This is a genomic window from Intrasporangium sp. Soil_C_50 (assembly GCF_057656595.1).
Window position 1 is genome coordinate 48,820 of the sequence record NZ_JBDGKB010000009.1, and the last position, 18,909, is coordinate 67,728.

At 71.3% G+C, this 18,909-nt stretch carries 16 protein-coding genes and 1 riboswitch; of the genes, 12 read left to right on the forward strand and 4 right to left on the reverse strand.

The features are described 5' to 3' along the window. Positions 1-60 precede the first annotated feature (60 nt). The 11 genes from AC3A5R_RS16765 (at position 61) to AC3A5R_RS16815 (ending at position 12,296) form a co-directional block, all read left to right on the forward strand. The gene (locus AC3A5R_RS16765) at positions 61-768 is read left to right on the forward strand and encodes a YkvA family protein (protein WP_487621899.1); all 708 of its coding nucleotides are present in this window, start codon (positions 61-63) and stop codon (positions 766-768) included. A gap of 98 nt (positions 769-866) precedes the next feature. Next, a complete protein-coding gene (locus AC3A5R_RS16770) occupies positions 867-1,943 on the forward strand; it encodes a DUF4192 domain-containing protein (RefSeq protein WP_487621900.1) in 1,077 nt (358 codons plus the stop codon). Positions 1,944-2,019: 76 nt separating this feature from the next. Further along, a riboswitch (SAM riboswitch) is annotated at positions 2,020-2,133 on the forward strand. 17 nt (positions 2,134-2,150) lie between these two features. Then, a complete protein-coding gene (gene metX / locus AC3A5R_RS16775) occupies positions 2,151-3,380 on the forward strand; it encodes a homoserine O-acetyltransferase MetX (protein WP_487621901.1) in 1,230 nt (409 codons plus the stop codon). A gap of 119 nt (positions 3,381-3,499) precedes the next feature. Next, positions 3,500-3,898, forward strand: coding sequence for a universal stress protein (locus AC3A5R_RS16780; RefSeq protein WP_487621902.1), 399 nt, complete (start codon positions 3,500-3,502; stop codon positions 3,896-3,898). A gap of 316 nt (positions 3,899-4,214) precedes the next feature. Then, positions 4,215-5,888, forward strand: a complete 1,674-nt coding sequence (locus tag AC3A5R_RS16785; RefSeq protein ID WP_487621971.1) for an RNA polymerase sigma factor — start codon at positions 4,215-4,217, stop codon at positions 5,886-5,888. A gap of 117 nt (positions 5,889-6,005) precedes the next feature. Beyond that, positions 6,006-6,944 carry a tyrosine-type recombinase/integrase gene (locus AC3A5R_RS16790; protein WP_487621903.1) on the forward strand — a complete coding sequence of 313 codons (939 nt, stop codon included), beginning with the start codon at positions 6,006-6,008 and terminating at the stop codon, positions 6,942-6,944. A gap of 289 nt (positions 6,945-7,233) precedes the next feature. Next, positions 7,234-7,623: a hypothetical protein gene (locus tag AC3A5R_RS16795; RefSeq protein ID WP_487621904.1), complete on the forward strand. Its 390-nt coding sequence runs from the start codon at positions 7,234-7,236 to the stop codon at positions 7,621-7,623. After that, positions 7,623-9,668 (forward strand): DUF3631 domain-containing protein, encoded by a 2,046-nt coding sequence (locus tag AC3A5R_RS16800; RefSeq protein ID WP_487621905.1) that lies wholly within the window; start codon positions 7,623-7,625, stop codon positions 9,666-9,668. The genes AC3A5R_RS16795 and AC3A5R_RS16800 overlap by 1 nt, the downstream gene beginning before the upstream one ends. Positions 9,669-9,750: 82 nt before the next feature. Then, positions 9,751-9,996, forward strand: a complete 246-nt coding sequence (locus tag AC3A5R_RS16805) for a hypothetical protein (protein WP_487621906.1) — start codon at positions 9,751-9,753, stop codon at positions 9,994-9,996. Positions 9,997-10,140: 144 nt separating this feature from the next. Next, on the forward strand, positions 10,141-10,440 hold the full coding sequence (locus tag AC3A5R_RS16810) for a hypothetical protein (RefSeq protein ID WP_487621907.1): 300 nt from the start codon (positions 10,141-10,143) through the stop codon (positions 10,438-10,440). 197 nt (positions 10,441-10,637) lie between these two features. Further along, positions 10,638-12,296 (forward strand): phage major capsid protein, encoded by a 1,659-nt coding sequence (locus AC3A5R_RS16815; protein ID WP_487621908.1) that lies wholly within the window; start codon positions 10,638-10,640, stop codon positions 12,294-12,296. 578 nt (positions 12,297-12,874) lie between these two features. Here AC3A5R_RS16815 and AC3A5R_RS16820 read toward each other — a convergent pair. Continuing rightward, on the reverse strand, positions 12,875-13,144 hold the full coding sequence (locus tag AC3A5R_RS16820) for a DUF8033 domain-containing protein (RefSeq protein ID WP_487621909.1): 270 nt from the start codon (positions 13,142-13,144) through the stop codon (positions 12,875-12,877). A 51-nt stretch (positions 13,145-13,195) separates the two neighbouring features. After that, positions 13,196-13,384, reverse strand: a complete 189-nt coding sequence (locus AC3A5R_RS16825) for a hypothetical protein (RefSeq protein WP_487621910.1) — start codon at positions 13,382-13,384, stop codon at positions 13,196-13,198. Between the two features lie 733 nt (positions 13,385-14,117). Between AC3A5R_RS16825 and AC3A5R_RS16830 the strand changes: the two genes are divergently transcribed. Further along, positions 14,118-15,122: a hypothetical protein gene (locus AC3A5R_RS16830; RefSeq protein WP_487621911.1), complete on the forward strand. Its 1,005-nt coding sequence runs from the start codon at positions 14,118-14,120 to the stop codon at positions 15,120-15,122. A gap of 236 nt (positions 15,123-15,358) precedes the next feature. On the opposite strand, the gene AC3A5R_RS16835 is transcribed toward AC3A5R_RS16830, so the two are convergent. Continuing rightward, a complete protein-coding gene (locus AC3A5R_RS16835) occupies positions 15,359-17,662 on the reverse strand; it encodes a transglutaminase TgpA family protein (RefSeq protein WP_487621912.1) in 2,304 nt (767 codons plus the stop codon). After that, positions 17,659-18,903, reverse strand: a complete 1,245-nt coding sequence (locus AC3A5R_RS16840) for a DUF58 domain-containing protein (protein WP_487621913.1) — start codon at positions 18,901-18,903, stop codon at positions 17,659-17,661. The genes AC3A5R_RS16835 and AC3A5R_RS16840 overlap by 4 nt, the downstream gene beginning before the upstream one ends. Between the last annotated feature and the right edge of the window lie 6 nt (positions 18,904-18,909).

Genomic DNA, 18,909 nt, shown 5'->3' on the forward strand with positions numbered 1-18,909 from the left:
GCGCGTCGTGACGACCATGCCGTCGGGAATCCAGGTCGCCCGCCGTACGTTGGGTCGGGCATGAAGGCTGCCTCCCGGATCAAGCTCGCCGCGACCGTGGCGTCCGTCGTGCGTGCCTCGACCCGACCCGGTGCACCCGGGGTGGGCGCGCGCGTCCAGGCGGTGCCCCGCCTGGTCCGCGCCACGCTCGACCACACGTACGCCGGGACGTCCCTGCGGCGTCTCGGGCTCGTGGCCGCTGCCGTCGCCTACGTCGCCTCGCCGATCGACCTCGTGCCCGAGGCGATCCTGCCGGTCATCGGTGCGGTCGACGACGCCGTCGTGCTGACCTGGGTCGTGCGGGCGTTCTTCGAGGAGACCGACCGCTTCATCGCATGGGAGATCGGCCAGGGCCTGCACCCCGGCGGCCGACGGGGAGGTGCCGCCGGGCAGACCGTGCCCGGGCAGGCCGCGCCGACGTCCACGCCGCCTCCTTCGGGGCCGACGCCGGGTCAGGCGTCGGGCACCACGCTCGGCACTGCTGCCGACGCGCGGGCCCGACTGTGGGCCGGCGAGGTCACCGACGGCCGACGCCGCGACCGCGACGCCACGGGTGCCGCCCGTGGGCGCCTCGGCGGCCTGCCGGGCGCTCCCACGAGCCCGCGGCCGTCCGCCGAGGCGCCGTCGTCGGGCGCCGGACGCACCGAGCGGGTTCGCCTGCCCGAGGGCGCGCGGCAGGCAGCGACCGACTACGTGCTCGAGTCGGTCCGCAAGCGGCTCGAGCGCTGAGTCGCGGTCGTCCACACCCCCTCGCGCCGAGGGGCACGCGTCCACAGCCGGATCGCACCGGGCTGCCGCTCCGGCCCGGCCCGGGGGAGCCTTCGGGCATGCCGAAGATCTCCCTGTCCGGACCGGCCGAGCTGCTGACGGTCCTGCCCTTCCACCTCGGCTTCCGGCCCGAACGCAGCGTCGTCGTCGTCTGCTTCCACGAGGTGCGCCTCGGGCTGGTGGCCCGGCTCGACCTCGTCGGTCCGGCCGGCGCCGCACGCGCGGCCGAGCAGAGCGTGCCGACCCTCGTGCAGGAGCGTCCGAGCCGTGTCGTCCTCGTCGGCTTCGCCGGCGGCCCGGACGAGAGGGGCGATCCGGTGCCGCTGCTCGACGCGCTGCGCGATGGTTTCGACGAGGAAGGGGTGACGGTCGGCGAGCGGCTGGTCGTGCGCGACGGGCGCTGGTTCGGCCTCGACTGCGACTGCTGCCCGTCGCCGGGGCGGCCGATGCCCGAGCCGGCCGACGTCCCTGCCGTCGCCGAGTACGTCGCGATGGGGACCGCCGTCCTCGGCAGCCGCGAGGAGCTGGCCCGGCTCGTCGAGCCCCTCCCGCCTGAGGACCCTCACCACGACGCGCGGCTGCTCGCGGTCGAGGAGTGGGTGCGCGAGCTCGACCGAACCGGCGAGGGCGGCACGACCGCCGACGGTCGGGCGCGCGGTGAGCTCGTCGACGAGGCCCTCGGGGCCTGGGTGCGGCTCGTGCGTGACGGGCTGGACGTCGACCCGTCACCCCGGACCGTCGCAGCGCTCGTCGGGTCACTCGTCGACACGCCCGTGCGCGACCTCGTCGTCTCGTGGCTCTGCCCGGGCTTCCCTGGTGACCACGTGGCCGAGGAGCTGGCCACCCGCCTCGCTCGAGCGATCGACACCCACGGCGACCCCGGAACGGACGCCGACACCGAGGCCCAGACCGAGCGGCTCGTCCTGGCACGCGTCGAACAGCTGTGCCGGGCCACGCCCGGGCCTTGCGCGGCGCCGGTCCTCGCGGCGACCGCCGCGTACGGCTGGTGGCTCGGCGTCGGCGCCCATGCGTCGTTCGCGGCCGACCGTGCCCTGCTCGCCGATCCGGGACACGGTCTGGCGACGCTCGTCCGGGCGGTGCTCGAGCGCGGCATCCGCCCGCCGCGGTGCGCCTGACCCGGTCGTCCGGTCCGGTCCACGGGCTGGACCGGCTCGCGGTGGCCGAACCCCCCGTCGCGTATGGTTGGGAGCAGGTCATGAGCGCCAGCGACAAGCCCCGGCTCGCTGGCCGGCAACCCTCCTTCGCGGTGGGGTGCCCCGGGTGAGGACCAGGCCGCACCGGTACGGACTGCGGCAAGCGCGAACATCCGAGGAGCACTCCGCATGACTGTGACCCACCGTCCCGGCCAGGTCACGCGCCGCCCGGTCCATCGCCCCCAGGCTCCCGACGGAACGGACGAGCGTACGGACGCCCGCCGCGGGGACGGCGTGTGGCGTGACGGCGACCCGGTCGGCGGGCGCCGGTTCGCCGACCTCGGTGACCTCGAGCTCGAGCGCGGGGGAGTGCTGCCCGGCGTCCGCGTGGCCTACGAGACGTGGGGCCGGCTCAACGAGGCCCGCGACAACGTCGTCCTGGTCGAGCACGCCCTGACCGGCGACAGCCACGTCGTCGGCGAGGCCGGTGAGGGTCATCCGTCGCCGGGCTGGTGGAACAGCCTCATCGGGCCCGGCCAGGCGGTCGACCCCGACGAGTGGTTCGTCGTCGCCGCCAACGTCCTCGGTGGCTGCCAGGGCACGACCGGGCCGGCGAGCCCGGCCCCCGACGGGCGCCCGTGGGGCAGCCGCTTCCCGTACGTCACGGTGCGCGACCAGGTCGCCGCCGAGCGGGTCCTGCTCTCGCGGCTCGGCATCACCGGCGTCGCCGCCGTCATCGGCGGCTCGATGGGTGGCATGCGCGCCCTCGAGTGGGCGGTCAGCCACCCCGACGCCGTCGAGCGCTGCATCGTGCTCGCCTCGACGCCCTACGCCACCGCCGACCAGATCGCGTGGTGCCAGCCGCAGCTGCTCGCGATCCGCACCGACCCGCACTTCGCCGGCGGCGACTACTACGAGTCGGCGCACCGCCCCGACACCGGCCTGGGCCTGGCGCGTCGCATCGCGCACGTCACCTACCGCACCGAGGCCGAGCTCGGCGACCGGTTCGGTCGCGAGGCCCAGCTCGGCGAGGACCCTTTCAGCGTCGGTGAGCGTGCTGCCGGCAGAGGGCGCTTCGCCGTCGAGTCCTACCTCGACCACCACGCGGGCAAGCTCGCCCGCCGCTTCGACGCCAACTCCTACGTCGTCCTCACCGAGGCGATGAACTCCCACGACGTCGGCCGCGACCGCGGCGGGCTCGAGGCGGCGCTGGCCCGTGTCACGGCCGACTGCACCGTCGTCTCCGTCGACACCGACCGTCTCTACCCGCCGAGGCTGTCCGACGAGCTCCACGCCGCGCTGCCCGGCGCGACACGCGTGTCGATCAGCTCGGCCTTCGGCCACGACGGCTTCCTCATCGAGGAGGCGCAGGTGGGCTCGGTCGTCCGCGAGGCGCTCGCCCGGCGCCGCCCTCGCTGACAGATCGCGGACACGGTCACGACCGGCGGCGGGGCAGTCCGCTCGTGCCGGTGCCGCGCCGACCCATATCGGGTACGGTGCGACCACCGGTTTGTTGCCGTACCAAGGAGGTCCGGGAAGTGGCCATCGTCGTCGGATACGTCGCCACCAAGGAGGGACGCGCGGCGCTCAAGCGAGCCGCCGAGGAATGCGTCCTCCGGGGCACCAAGCTCGTCGTCATCAGCTCCCACCGAGGTGGGAAGGACTTCGACGCCGACGAGGCCGCTGCGTTCGAGGCCGAGCTCGCCCGCGTCACGGCCCTCCTGACCGACAAGGGCCTCGAGCACGAGGTGCGCCAGCTCGTCCGCGGCAACGACCCGGCCGAGGACCTCATCAGCGTCGCCGAGGAGGAGCACGCCGACTTCATCGTCATCGGCCTGCGTCGCCGCAGCCCCGTCGGCAAGCTGATCCTCGGCTCGAACGCCCAGCGGATCCTGCTCGACGCCTCCTGCCCGGTGCTGGCGGTCAAGGCCGGCTGAGCCGGTCGCCGCGACGCGTTCCACCCCGTTGCGGGACGCGCATCACACCGACGACACGGCCGTCGGGCGGATCCGTTCGCTCGCACGCCACCGGGCGTTTTATAATGTCCGAGTACCGGATCGCATGAGGCACACCGAGAGATCGTCCGAGGGACCCGACTCCGACAGGCCACGCACTTCCGGCACGAACCCCCATTCTCGTTCGTTGTGATGTGGCATGTCCGCGTGCCCGACGTCGGCCCGCGTCACACGAGACCCGCGATGAAAGGCGACTGCATCCGTGCCGAAGGCAACACCCGCTGGAACCCCCAAGACCCTGCCGAAGGTTTTCCAGCACGAGGCGATCATGCAGCTCCTGGTCAGAGGCAGCACCAACGGAAGCATCACCGGCACCGAGATCGCACGAGCTCAGGCTGAGGCCGCCCTCGACCTGAAGCAGATGAAGCCGGTCCTCGTCACCCTCGAGGCCCACGACATCGAGATCGTCGTCGACGCGCCGCACACCGAGACGAAGAAGCGAACCCGATCCGGGACCAAGGGAGGCACTGTGGCCACCGCACGTTCCACCACCGCTGCTGCGACGACGACTGCCAAGAGGACCACGACCGCCAAGACGACGGCCAAGAAGGCCGCCGTCACGACGACGAAGGCTGCTGACGCGGCTGTGTCCGGCGACGCCGAGGACACCACGGCCAAGAAGGCGGCGGCCAAGAAGGCCGCGACGAACGCCGGAGTCGCCAAGGCTGCCGCCAAGCCGGCCGCCAAGAAGGCCGCGGCCAAGAAGACCGCGACGACGAAGGCCGCGGCGAAGAAGACCGCCGGCGCTGCCGACACCGACGCCGACGACGACGCCGAACCCGAGGACGCCGACGAGAGCGAGCTCGAGGACGTCGAGGTCACCGACGAGGACGACAGCGACGACGCCGAGGCGACCGCCGAGGGTGCGGACTCCGAGGACGGCGACGAGGCGGCTCCGGCCGCCCAGGGCGCCGCCCCGGCCGAGGAGGCCGAGGAGTCCGGCTTCGTCATCCGCGACGACGACGAGGACGACGCCCCGGCCCAGCAGGTCGTCACGGCCGGTGCCACGGCCGACCCCGTCAAGGACTACCTCAAGCAGATCGGCAAGGTCGCCCTCCTCAACGCCGAGCAGGAGGTCGAGCTCGCCAAGCGCATCGAGGCCGGCCTGTTCGCCGAGGAGAAGCTCAACTCCGGCGACAAGATCGACATGAAGCTCAAGCGTGAGCTCTGGTGGATCGCCCAGGACGGCAAGAAGGCCAAGAACCACCTGCTCGAGGCCAACCTGCGCCTCGTCGTCTCGCTCGCCAAGCGCTACACCGGTCGCGGCATGCTCTTCCTCGACCTCATCCAGGAGGGCAACCTCGGCCTCATCCGTGCGGTCGAGAAGTTCGACTACACCAAGGGCTACAAGTTCTCGACGTACGCCACGTGGTGGATCCGCCAGGCCATCACCCGCGCCATGGCCGACCAGGCCCGCACCATCCGCATCCCGGTGCACATGGTCGAGGTCATCAACAAGCTGGCCCGCGTCCAGCGCCAGATGCTCCAGGACCTCGGGCGCGAGCCCACCCCGGAGGAGCTGGCCAAGGAGCTGGACATGACGCCCGAGAAGGTCGTCGAGGTCCAGAAGTACGGCCGCGAGCCCATCTCGCTGCACACGCCGCTCGGCGAGGACGGCGACAGCGAGTTCGGTGACCTCATCGAGGACTCGGAGGCGATCGTCCCGGCCGACGCCGTCAGTTTCACGCTGCTGCAGGAGCAGCTGCACTCGGTCCTCGACACGCTCTCCGAGCGCGAGGCAGGCGTGGTGTCGATGCGTTTCGGCCTGACCGACGGCCAGCCGAAGACGCTCGACGAGATCGGCAAGGTCTACGGCGTGACGCGTGAGCGGATCCGCCAGATCGAGTCCAAGACGATGAGCAAGCTGCGTCACCCGAGCCGTTCGCAGGTCCTGCGCGACTACCTCGACTGACCGACAACAGCCCCTGACCACGTTTCCGCTGGTCAGGGGCTGTTTCGTGCCCGTTTAGGCAGCGGAGGTCCCCCGCACAGCGGTGCTAGTCCAGATATCGGGCCTACGCTAGAAAGCATGGGCACCACCCCCTCCACCGTCGTCACCGTCGCCGACCTGCGGCTGCTCGCCGACTCGTGGGCGCTCTCGCTGCGCGCCGACCGCAAGTCCGAGCAAACCCTCAAGGCGTACACCGACGGCGTCAGGTACTACCTGCGCTGGTGCGAGGCCCGAGGGGTCGACCCGCTCGCGCGCGCGAGCCTTCGCGGCTGGGTGGCCGCGCTCCTCGACGGCGGCGCGGCCGCGTCGACCGCCCGCTCCCGGCAGCTCGCCGTCCGCCGCCTCACCGCGTGGCTCGCCGAGGAGGGCGAGATCGGCGCTGACCCGTTCCTCGGGCTCAAGGCCCCGAAGCTCGACCAGACCGTCGTCGAGCCGCTGACCGAGGACCAGATCCGCGCCCTGGTCAAGGCGTGCGCCCCGCCCAAGGGCGCGAGCCCTCTCGAGGCGCTGCGGCACCGCCGCGACGAGGCGATCGTCCGGCTCATGGTGGAGACGGGAGCCCGGGCCGGCGAGGTCGCCGCGATGGCCCTCGCCGACGTCGATCTCGCCGCCGGCACGGCCGTCATCCGCCGCGGCAAGGGCGGCAAGGGCAGACTCGTCCCGTTCGGGCCGAACACCGCCCAGGCGATCGACCGCTACCTGCGCCTGCGGCGCCACCACCGGCTCGGCGCGAGCAGCCCCGCCCTCTGGCTCGGCGACCGCGGCAAGACGTTCACCTACGACGCCCTCCACAAGTCGCTGGGGGAGCGGGCCCGGGCTGCCGGCATCGTCGGGTTCCACCCGCACCTGCTGCGGCACACCGCCGCGCACCGCTGGCTCGCAGCCGGCGGCTCCGAGGGCGGCCTCATGGCGGTCGCCGGGTGGACACGGCCGGACATGCTCCTGCGGTACACCAAGGCGCAGGCGTCCGCCCGCGCTGCCGAGGAGGCCCGAGCGCTCAACCTCGGCGAGCTCTGACCGGTGCGCCGGTGTCCGGCGCTGTCCGCAGATCGGCCTATCATTGTCGTGTCACCACGAGTGAATGGTGATACGCGACCAGGAGCCCTTGACTCTTCATCACCCAATCCCGGCTACATGGTGCCGGGCGCTGGCGGCCAAAGCGGATGAAGAGCGACATCGGCCAGCCGGGCGGCCTCGCGGGGCAGACGCTGAGCGTCTGACGACGAGGATGTAGAGCCACTCGCGGCAAGTCAGCGCCGGACCCCTCTTTGGGGTCGGGTGCGCGTGCCGAGAGGTGTGGCCCCCGATGGCCCGACGGCCGAACCCGAACGTCAACCCCGAGCTGTCCATGTGGGGGCGGCTCGCAGCCCACGAGTCATGGGCGCAGACCGAGGACTGGGCCGCGCGTACGGCACCTGCCCGGGCTGCCCTGGAACAGAAGTTCCTCGACGAGGCGCACGGTGACCCGAAGCGCGCCGAGTCAGTGAGGAAGGCGTACTACACACGCCTGTCCCTCAGGTCCGCGCAGGCCCGGCGTCGCCGGGCCCAGGCCGAGGCCGAGGCCGGGCGAAGCGCGATGCCCAGACATGACAAGGGCCCCGACCAGGCAGCCGGGGCACCTCGCAACCGCATCACCGCGATCAGTGTAAGCCGCGCCAGCGACACGGCACCGCGCGACGACGGTGGTGAGCGGTGATGGGCGCGTTCGACAGGCTCGTCGCCGCGCTACGGGACCACGGCTGCCGGGTCACCCGCACCGGGGCGCAGTGCCCGGCCCACGACGACCGGAACGCGTCCCTGTCGGTCGCCCGAGCCGACGGCAAGGTGCTCGTCATGTGCCACGCGGGCTGCGCGGTCGAGGACGTCGTCGAGGCGCTCGGGCTCACCCTGGCGGACCTGTTCGACGAGCCTGCTCACCCGCAAGGCGGATCCAGCCCGGACGTCGTCGCGACTTACCGCTACGTGGACGAGGAGGGAACCCTCCTGTACGAGAAGCTGCGACGGGTCCCGAAGTCGTTCCGGCAGCGCCGCCCTGACGGGCGCGGCGGATGGGACTGGAACCTCAACGGGACTCGTCGTGTCCTCTACAACCTGCCCGCCGTCGTGGACGCCATCAGGGCCCAGGACTTCATCTACCTCGTCGAGGGCGAGAAGGACGCCAACACCCTGGGCCATCTCGGCTTCACCGCGACCACGTGGACGGAGGGCGCGTGGCAGCCCGGGCAGTCGGCCAAGTGGCGCGACGAGTACACGCAGGCCCTCAAAGATGCCAAGGTCGTCATCGTCCCCGACCGCGACGAGGCCGGCCGACACGCCGCGGCCGACATCGCTGACGTCCTGCGTCCCGTCGCCGAGCTCGTGATCGTGATGGAGCCGGCCGAGGGGAAGGACGTCACCGACCACATCGAAGCTGGGCACACGCTCGCAGACCTCGTCCCCGTGCCGGGAGCGCCCACGCCGCCCGCCGTCCTCGGTGCGGGCGTGCTCGACCGCGTCCATGCCTTCCTCGGTCGCTTCATCGCCTACCCAAGCGAGCACGCGCACGTCGCCCACACGCTCTGGATCGCGCACACGCACCTGATGGAGCGGTGGGAGTCCACGCCCCGCATCGCGTTCCTCTCGCCCGAGGCGGGCTCGGGCAAGTCCCGATGTCTCGAGGTCACCGAGCCGCTCGTGCCGCGACCGGTCCACGCCGTCAACACGACCCCCGCCTACCTCTTCCGCAAGGTGTCCGACCCGGACGGCCTGCCGACGATCCTCTACGACGAGATCGACACCGTGTTCGGGCCGAAGGCCAAGGACAACGAAGACGTCCGCGGGATGCTCAATGCCGGGCACCGGCGCGGCGCCATGGCCGGCCGCTGCGTCGTCAAGGGCAAGCAGGTCGAGACCGAGGAGCTCCCCGCGTACTGCGCGGTCGCGCTCGCCGGGCTCAACGACCTGCCCGACACGATCATGACGAGGGCCGTCGTGGTCCGGATGCGGCGCCGCGCCGCATCCGAACCGGTCGAGCCGTGGCGGCTGCGCATCCACGGACCTGAGGCCACCCAGCTTCGCGACGAACTGGCCGCGTGGGCGCGGACCGTGCCCGGCGAGGTGGCGTGGCCCGTCATGCCGCCGGGGATCGAGGACCGCAACGCGGACGTGTGGGAGGCGCTCCTCGCGGTCGCCGATCTCGCCGGTGAGGGGTGGCCGGACATGGCCCGGCGTAGCGCCGTAGCGCATGTAGCGGATTCCCGGGCAGTCGCTCTCAGCCTCGGCGTGACGCTGCTCCGCGACCTCCGGATCATCTTCGCCGGGCGCGACGCGATGTCAACCGAGGACATCCTCACGGCCCTCGTCGCCATGGAGGAGTCGCCCTGGGGTGACCTTTCCGGCAAGGAGCTCAATGCCCGCCGTCTCGCCCGCTTCCTCAGCAACTACGGGGTCACGTCGGGGAACATCCGCATCAACGGAAGCGTGCTCAAGGGCTACACGGCGGCCGACCTGCACGACCCGTGGAGCCGGTACGTAGCCGATAGTGAGGGAGCCTCTAGGGAACTGAGAGAGACAGAGACGCACCCTCCAGACGTCACGTCGGACCACGTCATGGGTGTGTCTGCCGAGGAAAGCGCTACAAGCGCTACAGCGCTACCAATGTCAGACTTCCAGGTTCCGACCGGTGACGGTCGCTGCTCTAGGTGCGGCTTCCACGTCGAGACACAGGGTCACCGACCCGGCTGTCCAGAGGCTGGGTCATGAAGCCTCACGTCGAGCGCGGCAGTTCGCGCGATCAGCGGAAGACGCGGCGGCAACCCGGGCTGCCGCTCCACAGGGAGGCATCGTGAGCACTCGTAACCCGCTCCATCCCAACGGCTCCGAGATCGTCGAGGTCCGGTGGGTCAACCCACGGCATGCCCGACACGACGTCGAGATCCGACGCTTCCGTCGCCGGCGCGACGCCCTCGCCCATGCCGACCGGCTAGATGCGCAGGGCATGACCGGGGTCGGCGTCTACGTCGCCACAATCGCGAGCTGGGCGTGGCTCGGCGACGACGGCCAGACGACCCTGCCCCTGGACCCGCCATGACACCGAAAGGACATGTACCCACAAGGGGGGCGGGGTCGGGCCGTGACCGCGAGCCCATCCAGACCCGCCCGTCGCAGAGGATCTCCCTCCGGCGTTCCGGCGTCTCGGACATTCCCACTTTCACTACGCGAAAGGAACAGACCGGTGAGCATGAAGACGAACGACGACGGATGGACGCCCGTGCCGGCGGGCTTCATCACGGTTCCGATCGGGGCGACCGGGCTCAGCACCAACCAGGTGGTGCGGATGGCCCGCTGGTGCGAGCGTGCCGCCGCCCGCATCGGCGCCGGGCCGTTCGCGGCGTTCTTCACACTGCTCGGAGCGGCACTCCGCGAGCACGTCGCCGATCAGCGGCACGAGATCAACCTCGAGTTCGACGAACTCGTCGAGGGCGTCAACCTGCCGACCGACCTCGACCTGCCGCAGCCTGAGGCCGACGAGTGACCGCCGCCTACACTTGAAGCGCGACCTCGACGTCAGGCAAATGCCGGTCGGCAGCACAGTCGCAGACGAGATGTCTCCGTGGTCGGGCAAGCCCGGAGGAGGACCACCCGGCCGGGCACGAGCCCGAGGTGGCCGAGCGCCCCGCAGACGCGCCTCCCAACGCCCCTCTTGGTGTGACCACTTTGGAGATGACTCCCATGACTGACACCCCGACCACCCGCGCCCTCGAGCGCATCGTCGAGGACGGGCCCGTCGTCGACGAGCAGCTGCGGGCGCTAGCGCCGCACGCGCGCGCCGCCCGCCGGACCGCGCTCGCCGTCGACATCACCCGCCTGCAGGGCTACGCGCGGCGCAGCCGCACCCAGGACGCCGAGCTCGCGGCGTTCGAGGAGGAGTACTCGGCGATCGTCGCCCTCGACGCCGACGACGAGCTCGACCGGGCCCGCCGCCGCGCCGAGCTCGTGGCGAGGGCCGCGGCTCCGGGCAACCGCGAGACCGTCGACCAGCCGAGGAGCACCCTGGACATCCCGTCGTCGCGGCGTCGCACCGGCGGCGACCCGACCGTCGTCCTCCAGCACCGGACGGCTGCCTACGACGGGATCCGCCGGGCCGAGACACTGACCGGGCTCGGCCACGACGACCTTCTGCGCCGGGCCGACTCCGTCATCGACATGCTCCGCGCCGACGGCGTGCCCGACGCCGGGCTCGACCGGCTCGCGGGGCTCCTCGACGCGCCCGACCCCGACGAGTGGGGCCACCTCTACCCGCACGCGGTGACTGCGCGCGGGCACGCCGCCGGCCAGATCCTGGCCCTGTCGGACCCGGCCTACCGGTCCGCGTTCGACAAGGTGCTGCGCTCGCCGACGAACTTCCTGCTTGACCTCACCGACGAGGAGCGGCTCGCGATGGCGCGCACCCGGTCCTTCACCCGCGACCTCGCCGGCACCGAGCGTGACTGGGCGAGCGCGCCCATGGGCGGGACGTCCGTTCGTGCCGCGATGTCGCTGACCGCCGCCAACGGCGGGTACATGGTGCCGTTCACGCTCGACCCGACGATCATCCTGACGAACACCGGCAGCGCGAACCCGTGGCGGCAGTGGGCGACCGCCCAGACGACCACGACGAACGACTGGAACGGCGTCACCTCCGCCGGGGTCAACGCCGCGTGGCAAGCCGAGGGCACCGAGGTCGCTGACAACTCCCCGACGGTCGCGCAGACGAAGATCACGCCCGTCAAGGGCGCGGCGTGGGTGTTCGGCTCCTACGAGGTCCTCGACGACTCCGACTTCGTCCAGCAGCTCCCGTCGCTGCTCGGCGACGCGAAGGACCGGCTCGAGGAGGCCGCGTTCGCGACCGGCACGGGCTCGGGCCAGCCGTTCGGCGCCGTCACGCGGGCGACCGCGACGGCGATCGGCGGCGGCGCGATCACCGCCGCCGGGATCTACTCGCTGCACCAGGCGCTGCCGGCGAGGTTCCGTAACGGCAACGCCCGACCCGGCTGGTTCGGCAACGTCACCGCCCTGGACGCCCTGCGTCAGACGCCAGTGTTCACCGGCTCGCAGCAGCCGATGCTCGCCGCCGGGACGATGCAGCCGTTCGGGGAGGCCGCCTACGAGTCGACGACGATGGACGGCACCATCGCCACCGGCGGGCACAAGGTCGTCCTCTACGGGGACGGCGCGTCCTACTTCATCGTCGACCGGGTCGGCATGAGCGTCGTCTACGACCCCGTCGTCCACTCGACCGCCAACGGCCGCCCGACCGGGCAGGGCGGCTGGTTCGCGTTCTGGCGCGTCGGCGGCGACTCGTCCGTGGCCGGCACGTCGACCGCGCTGAGGGTGCTGTCCCTCACCTGAGTCGTGGCGGCGGCGGGTTGGTTCTCGGACCCTGCTTCAGGCCCGCCGCTGTCCACCTAAACAACGCCCTGTCGATCAAGCGTCGGGCATCGACAGCCGATCAGGAGTCCTTGCTTTCACAACGTCAGCCGCCACAGTCGCGACGACGGTGGCGGCCAACCACGGCCGCCACCGTCGGCAACACCTCAGGAACCTAGGAGGATGCGGCCTTGGAGCTGCCCGCCGAACCACCGTGCGGTTGGCTCGGGTTTGTCAGCCAAGCCCTGGCCTCTGCGAGGCGCAGGACCGCGAGTGCTGTTTCTGAGGCGACGCCCGCGTAGGCATCGGGGTGTCCGGCGTCTGCCGCCAGCTTCGCAATCGACTTATCGAGTGCCTTGACGACGTCGTCGTCACTCCTCATGTTTGTCCCCTTGTCTCTAAGGCACGGGCTTCGCACCTGCCAGCCCGACCATAACCGCGTGGGCCCTGGTCATGACCGAACTGACGTAGCCCCAACCCAGATGACGCAGAAACGCCCCCGTGGACCGACCAGAGGGGCGTGCGCGTGTGGGTTGATCGGGGCCGACCCCGCGGAGCGCTCAGGCCCCGTCTGCGGGCCGGGCTCGGAGATGCTCGCGGCAGAGCCGCTGGTGCCGTGTCGTCGTCTGGCTGTAGACGACGTCCGAGACGGCGACCTGGGTGCCGTGCGCGAACGCGATCAGCGTGCCGTAGGAGCGGACGAGATAGGCGCCGTCGGGTTCGAGTGTCGCGCTCATCGTCTGCCCGTGGAAGGGCTCGTGGGCGGCGAGCAAGGCGGGGATCTCCTTGTATGTGGCGGTCGGGGTGTCGGGTGCGCTGTCTGTTGTCATGTGACACATAGTGCGCCGCTCGTCGGACAGCGGGCAGGGACCCTTCGGGGCTCAGGGGCGCATTCCGTGAGCGTCGAGAGCGGTCGCGACGGCGGCGCGCAACTGCTCGACAACCTCGGGCTCGCAGCCCGCATCCTCGGCGAGCGCGTCGACGTCGTCGTGGAAGTCGAGCAGGTCGGCCAGGAGCGCGAGCGCGTCAGGTGAGAGGGTGAGTCGCACGTTCAAGAGCGTGTTCGTCATGCGCAGAGACTGCGCGGTCGCGAGTCCGGCGCCTAGGGCCACCTATCGGCTGAACGTTGGGCCGCCGCCCGGGGGGGTGGAGCGACGGCCCAACTTCCGGTTGCCGCCTCGTGGGGGGCGAGGCACAGCGCGCGAAGCCGTCGGAGAGGTCGCGCGCTGGTCCACGGATCGTTGCACATCCGGCAGTCGCCGGTGGCCGATTCGTTGCAGCCAGGTAAGCGCTTACTACCCTGGGCGTGGGTGGTGTAACGCACGGCAGCAGCCGCTCGATCTACAAGCAGTAGGAGGCGACGACCGCGACCCCCGAGCGCAGCCTCGTCGCCTCCTACGCCGACGTTCCGGGCGCGGTGACTGGCGTGAGCTGATCGGCGCGAAACCATTGGTCGACCACCGCGTCCGCCTCGACGACGAGGTACGTGACTCGCGCCCACCACTGGCCCTCACGCAGCTGCCAAGCCGTCACGAGCCCGGGGTGGGGCCCACCGTTCTCGCGGGTGTGCTTCACCCAGCAGTGCTGGCGAGCTGGCGGCACCGGCGGGATCGGGTGCTCATGCCCTCTCCCTGATCCGCCGGCCATGGCACTAGTGTGGCAGGACAGTCGAACTAGTGTTCGGGTCGCTGCCTGGGCACGGAGCGGGCGCGCCCAGCCGCTTCGATGAGTGCGGAGTCGGATTAGTCCATACTGCGCGATATGGGGAAATCGCCGAACTCCTCCGCGGGGGAGATCAGCTTCGTGACGCAGCACCAGCCCGTAGACGAGCGCGGCCGGGCTCTCTACGCCATCGCACGCTCGATCCTTCGGGCCCAGCTGGACCAGTTGACGTACAGCGACCTGGAGGACTTGGACCGCGATCGCGATCAAGTCACCATGCGCCAACTGGCGAAGCTTGCCCGGCTCAACCGCGATAAGGGCATGCGTGGAGACGGGTTCGAGTGGGCGGTCCACGAGGCCGTCCTAGGCACGGAGCCTACGGTCGTGAACCCACTGATGGAGGCCATGCAAAAGGCGTCGCCTCGAGGATTTCGAGACATACAGGCTCCCAAGTCGCTCCTGTTCGGCTACGAACGTGCCCGCTACCTCGGCTTCTTGGACGCCATGGTGAGTGAAGCCGCCGATGTGGCAGTGCTCCTGCCCGACGGGCAGGGCCGGCCCTTCAAGTTCGACACCTGGGTCGCAGTTGCAGCCAAGGGTCAGGCAGCCGAGTGGCAACTTGGGCGTCGGATACGCAAGATCTGGAAGACGGATCTGTTCCTGAGTGACCACGACCGTTACCGGCACCTAGCAACGACCATCAAGAGCAACTGGCACACGTTGGAGGGCGGTGCTGGGCTGCGCATGGCAATCGTGCCCGAGGCCCCGGACCTCCACAGCGGTGTCAGGTGGTCAGCGAAGCACAATCTGTGGATGACGGTACTTCCCGACCCCTCCGGCTTCATGGGCCTCTTCAACGACGCATACGAGGCCGTTGCCGAGGCGATCTACACGTTGGGAAAGCATGAGCGTGGGCACTACTTCTACAAGCCAACGCCGATGGGTCGGCGACTTCAGGAGCAGCTGGAGAAGTACCCCACAGCCAAGGTCATCGACATCGAGGCGGCTCTGAACGATGCTGCTCAACAGGATCTCGTAGGAGTCGAGCACCGCCTAGTGCCGGTTGACGCGCCCAGCTGGCTCCACATCAACGCAGCTCGAGTGCCGGCGGTCGCTCCGAAGCCGAAGTTCGAGCCGCTCGACTGATGGTTCTAGCGGCGCGGCGGAGAATGTCAAGGCAGCCGGTCTCAAGCCAGGATATTGCGATGCACAGTGGCTTGTCCGTGCTCGCATATGAGCACCGGGTGCATAGCGTTGGGTCGTCCCTAGTGCGCGACTACCTCGACTGACGGGCCCGCCCACCCTCATATCGAAAGAGCAGCTCGTCCATCGTGGACGAGCTGCTCTTTCGATGTGACGCGGACGAACGTTCTCTCGATGCTTCAGCGGCGACGGGAGCCGAGCCGGTCGGGCAGCCCGCGCCACCAGCTCACCCCGGCAGTCGGCCAGATGAACGAGCGAAGCCGCGTCTGCCACGCGCGGGTGCGCCCGATGGTGCGACGGATCGACCGGATGTCGGTGTGCAGGCGGACCGCCTCCTGCGGCGTCGTGCGCTCGGGCCGGTCGTAGCGGGCCTTCTCGAGGGTCGCGGTGACGCGTCCCATCGCCGTGGCGTCGTCGGGGTCGAGGTGACCCTCGGTGACGTACCGCTCGCGCAGCTGCCGCAGCGTCACGCCCTGCGGGGCGGTGAGGCCGAGGTCACCGAGGTGTGAGGTGAGCGCGTCCCACTCCGCCTCGATGAGGTCCTGGCGGGTCACGGCGGCACGTCGACGCTGCACCCGGAGCAGCCAGGCCGTCAGCGGCATGACGAACGCCGCGAGCAGGCCGACGATGACGCCGAGCACGATGACGACGTTGCGCAGGCTGAACACGGAGGCGAGGGTGTCGGTGAACGAGAGCTGCACCGCCTTGGGGGCCACGGTCGTCGTCGGCGTCGGGCGCACCGCCGTGGAGGTCGTCGCCTTTCCCGACTGAGTGTCGTCGACGGAGCGGCCCGCGCCCGTCCCGCCGGCGCCGGCGCCGAGGACGGCATAGGGCGGCGGCGTGCCGGAGCGAGCGCCCGGCGTCGGCTCGAAGCGCAGCCACCCGTAGCCCTGGAAGTACAGCTCGGGCCAGGCGTGGGCGTCGGAGGCCTTGACGACGTACTCGTCGCCGGAGCGGGTACCCGGCAGGAAGCCGATGGCCATCCGCGCCGGGATGCCCTGCGCGCGGGCCATCATGATCATCGCCGTGGCGAACTGCACGCAGTAGCCGCGTCGCGTCCGGTAGAAGTTCTCGATCGGCTCGAGCAGCCGGCCCGCCTCGTCGCGCAGCGGCTCGCCGAGGTCGAGGGTGTAGGTGTACCGCGAGGTGTCGCGCAGGTGGTTCTGGATCGCGATGGCCTTGTCGAGCGGGTTGCCGGCGCCCGCGGTGACCTCCGCGGACCAGCGCTCGATGAGGGCGCGGGAGCGGTCCGGGATCGTCAGGTCGTCGTCGGTGATGTCGGGGGAGTCCGGCGTGCCGGACTCCCGCAGCTGGGCCGCGTTCGGGGCGGTGTCGGCGTAGGTGACCCGGTAGTCGGCCACCGCCTTGTCGACGCGGACGTCCCGGGTCACCGGGTCGATGTGCCACATCGTGCCCGGCATCGAGACGGCCAGGACCGGGAACGGGGCAGCGATCCGCGGGGCCGACAGGACGTTGCCGGTGACCGCCATCTCGTAGCGCCGTGCGCCCGGCGGCGGCGGCACCGGGTCGGTGAGGCCCTGGTTCGAGCCGGCCTCCTGCCACTGGCCCCGGGAGTAGTACGACGTCGCGAGCACCCGCAGCGGCGGTCGGGTGAAGCCGGTCGTGGTGTACCGCAGCACCGGCGTCTGGTCGGTGTCGTTGAGGCTGCGGCTGAGGTCGAGGGTGTTGTTGAAACCGACCGTGCCCTGGCCACCCCCGCCGGAGCGGCCGAGCCCGTCGGTGAGGTAGCGCGGCGGGAAGTGCGGCACGATCGCCGGCACGAGCAGGGCCAGCACGACGCCGACGGCGCCGACGCGTACTGCTGCGCCGGAGAAGGTCCGGAGGGCGGCGCGGTCGTGGGCCGCCTCGTCGATCTCACTGTGCTCGGCGGGCCGAGCCGTGCCCCATCGCCCGAACTGCGCCCGAGCCGTCGTGTGCACCATCAGCAGCCACACGACGACCGGCAGGACGAAGTAGCGCAGGGCCAGCGCGGAGTCGCCGTTGGCGGCCGTGACGAGGTAGGCCGCGAGCAGAGGAAGGCCCGACGCGGCCGGGCTGCGCCACGTCGCGGCCGCCGCGTCGACGCTGATCGCGACGAGAGCGACGATGATGAGCAGGCAGAAGGTGACACCGTCGTTGAGCGGCGCGGGCGCGCTGTAGCGCTGGACCGTCTCGAGGGCCTGCAGGCCGAGGCCGTTGAGCACCTCGAGGGTGTCGAGCGTCGGCACGACGAGGTAGGCGAAGGTGCCGCCGGCGAACCGCAGTACGATGAAGACGGCGAGCACGAGCACCTGCACCGCCACGACGAGCGACCGCGACCGGGTCAGGCCGCGCATGAGCAGCCCGACGCCCGCGGTGAGGGCGACGACGAGGACGGCCTGGCCGAACCACGTCGTCTCGAGGAACAGACTCGTGACCGGGTAGCACGCGCAGAGCACGGCGAGGGCGCCGAGGAGGGTGATGCGCCAGCGTCGACGGGTCATCGGCTGCCTCCCACGGTCGCGGCGGTCAGCACGGCCCACGCGTGGGCGATGTCGTCGTCCCGAGTGGCCGTCACGGCACGCCACCCGGCCATCCGCAGGGCGTCGACGTGCCCGAGGGCGTCGTCGGCGTCGGTCGTGCCGAACGAACGGGCGTCGACGACGAGGGCCAGGCCGGTCGTGCCCGGCTGGCGCAGGCTGGCCACCCGCGAGGTGACGTCAGGGTCGAACGGGCCGACGAGGGCGACGACCAGGCCGCCCGCGGCGGCAAGGGCCTGGGCGGCACGGAGGATCTCGTCCTCGCCGCTGTCGTCGCGCAGCTGGGTCACGGCGAGCGCGTCGAGGATCTCGTCGACGGGCATCGGCTCGGCCGCGCGGCCGCTGTCGACGGTCTCAGCGCACACGAGGTGCACGGCGTAGCCGGACTCGGCCAGGTGCACCGCGATCGACGCGGCGGCCGTGACGCACCACTCGAAGGACCCGGTGGCACCCGACCCGCCGTGGGAGGAGGGGCGCGGGTCGAGCATCACGAGGGCGCGGCGTTGGGCCGGGCGGTCCTCCTGGCGCACCATGAGCTCGCCGGTGCGCGCGGTGGCCGGCCAGTGGATGCGCCGGAGGTCGTCGCCGTCGCGGTACTCGCGGATCGTCACGTCGTCCTCGCCGTGCAGGGCGATGAGGTGGGCCTGCTCGCCCTCGGACCCGACGCCGGCGCTCGGGTGCCGGCTCGAGCCGAGCGGGTGCACCTGCGGAAGGATCACGAGGTCGCTCGTCCCCTCGAGGACGGCGTGGCGGTTGGCCAGCCCGAACGGGTCCTGCACCTGCACGCCGAGAGGACCGAGCCGGTGCCGGCCGCGCAGGTGCGACCGCACCCCGTAGTCGATGGCCCGCACGCGTCCGGGCGGGATGCGGCCGACGACGAAGCGCGGCCGGTCGCCGAGGACGTAGTCGATGCGCTCCTCGGCCAGGAAGATCGGCGTGGTCGAGCCGGAGACGTTCTCGAAGGACAGGGTGACGTGGGCGTCCTGCCCGACGCTGATGCGCTCGGGGTGGGCGTGCCGCTCGATGCGCATCCGGGTTCGGCGCGTGCGCACGAGCGTCGCGGAGATGACGGGCAGCGCGACGAGCAGCACGCCGAACCGGGTGATGTCGCGGAAGCCGAAGACGACCCCCGCGAGCACGAGCACGATGCCGGAGCCGAAGAACGCACGCCCCCGGGTGGTGAGGACGCTGCGCAGGGCACGCACGAGCGG

Bases quoted from the DNA above. Each gene is read 5' to 3' on its own strand.
- AC3A5R_RS16765 (WP_487621899.1), top strand. From the start codon at position 61: ATGAAGGCTGCCTCCCGGATCAAGCTCGCCGCGACCGTGGCGTCCGTC.
- AC3A5R_RS16770 (WP_487621900.1), top strand. From the start codon at position 867: ATGCCGAAGATCTCCCTGTCCGGACCGGCCGAGCTGCTGACGGTCCTG.
- metX (WP_487621901.1), top strand. From the start codon at position 2,151: ATGACTGTGACCCACCGTCCCGGCCAGGTCACGCGCCGCCCGGTCCAT.
- AC3A5R_RS16790 (WP_487621903.1), top strand. From the start codon at position 6,006: ATGGGCACCACCCCCTCCACCGTCGTCACCGTCGCCGACCTGCGGCTG.
- AC3A5R_RS16795 (WP_487621904.1), top strand. From the start codon at position 7,234: ATGGCCCGACGGCCGAACCCGAACGTCAACCCCGAGCTGTCCATGTGG.
- AC3A5R_RS16800 (WP_487621905.1), top strand. From the start codon at position 7,623: ATGGGCGCGTTCGACAGGCTCGTCGCCGCGCTACGGGACCACGGCTGC.
- AC3A5R_RS16815 (WP_487621908.1), top strand. From the start codon at position 10,638: ATGACTGACACCCCGACCACCCGCGCCCTCGAGCGCATCGTCGAGGAC.
- AC3A5R_RS16820 (WP_487621909.1), bottom strand. From the start codon at position 13,144: ATGACAACAGACAGCGCACCCGACACCCCGACCGCCACATACAAGGAG.
- AC3A5R_RS16825 (WP_487621910.1), bottom strand. From the start codon at position 13,384: ATGACGAACACGCTCTTGAACGTGCGACTCACCCTCTCACCTGACGCG.
- AC3A5R_RS16835 (WP_487621912.1), bottom strand. From the start codon at position 17,662: ATGACCCGTCGACGCTGGCGCATCACCCTCCTCGGCGCCCTCGCCGTG.